This window comes from Xenorhabdus sp. SGI246 (genome assembly GCF_040838225.1).
Taxonomy (GTDB): Bacteria; Pseudomonadota; Gammaproteobacteria; order Enterobacterales; family Enterobacteriaceae; genus Xenorhabdus; species Xenorhabdus indica.
On sequence record NZ_JBFPEZ010000134.1, the window covers coordinates 1 to 1,513 of the forward strand.

Sequence of the window (1,513 nt, forward strand, 5' to 3'; positions counted from 1 at the left end):
CCGGCAAAGGGTAAACATGGTGCCTGTCCTGTTTGCGGCGGTACTGACCGTTTTCATTTCATCGATGATCACCATCATGGCAACTGGCATTGCCGCCAATGTGACGCCCCGAACTATGGTGATGGACTGGATTTAGTGGCAAAAGCCAAAGGGATCTCGATTACGGAGGCAGCTAAAGTGGTCGCTAATGTGCTGGCATTGCCTTTACCCGAACCCAAGCCCGCCAAAGCAACTATTTATCCCACACAGCCGATTGCCGAAAGAGTGGCGGCACTGATGGCGCAAACTGTCGTCGGGCAATCGCCCTATCTGGCGGCAAAGGGGATACAATGCCTCAATCAGCGGCTACTGTCCGATAATTCCACCGTGCTGGCACTGACAGCCCTGGATAAAGAAATCACAAGTGCGCAGATCATCAAACCCAATGGCGAGAAAAAACTCCTGTCCGGCAGCCAGAAAAAAGGCGCGTTTATTCCCGTGTCAGCGCTGGAAGCGCACCCGAATACAGTCATTATTACCGAAGGTTACGCCACAGCACTGACAGTTAATCAACTTTACAAAGGCACGGTTCTGGCAGCACTGGATGCAGGTAATTTATATTCTGTTGCCAAAGCCGTTCGGGAACGGTGGCCGGACATAAAAATCATTATTGCCGCAGATAATGACTGGCATCGCCCCGACGAGCTGGATAAGAACGGGAAACCCAAAGTAAATGTCGGCAAGATCTCAGCAGAAAAAGCAGCTTTTGCAGTGAATGGCTGGATCACGTTGCCACCGGATGCCGTCAAAGCTGACTGGGACGATTATCGCCAGCATTATGGTATTGAGGCAGCAAAGCAGGCATTCAATAAGGGTTTGTATCAAGTGGGGAAATCAATGAACAGTCACGCAACAGAAAACCACAATTATGACAATGTAGAAACGCTTTATCCAAGGCGTAAGACAAAGTTACCCCTATCCATTGGTTCAGAAGGCTTTGATGCGCAGTTGGATTATGTTGTTAAAGGCATTATTCCGGCGCATTCTTTATGCAGCATTTACGGAGCAAGCGGATCATACAAGAGTTTTCTGGCGGGCGCATGGGGTTGTCATATTGCTACGGGTAAGGCATTGGCAGGAAAACAGGTTGCGCAGGGTTCTGTGCTGTACGTTGTCGGTGAAGGTGGTATTGGTGTACCCCGGCGCATTAAAGCATGGGAAATCGTCAATGGTCAGGTAGTTAAAAATATGTATCTGATCAATACGCCAGTATTTCCAGCCTCACCCGCCGAAGTGCATGAGCTGGTGATCGCCGCCCAGCAGGTTGAGTCTGAAACAGGTGAACCGGTACGCCTGATTATTCTGGACACCCTCGCCCGTTGTTTTGGTGGTGCTGATGAAAATGATTCAAAAGATATGGGCGCGTTCGTCCGGGGTTGTGATGAACTGAAAGCCAAAACAGGGGCAAGTATTCTGGTGGTTCACCATTCCGGCAAAGATGAAAGTAATGGAGCAAGAGGCTCCAGTGCCTGTC

Annotated in this window: 1 protein-coding gene; it reads left to right on the plus strand. The window is 49.8% G+C overall.

The annotated features are described in order from the left end of the window. Positions 1-1,513, plus strand: a 1,513-nt coding sequence (locus ABLA85_RS18330; protein WP_367965760.1) for an AAA family ATPase, incomplete at both ends; no start/stop codon positions are given.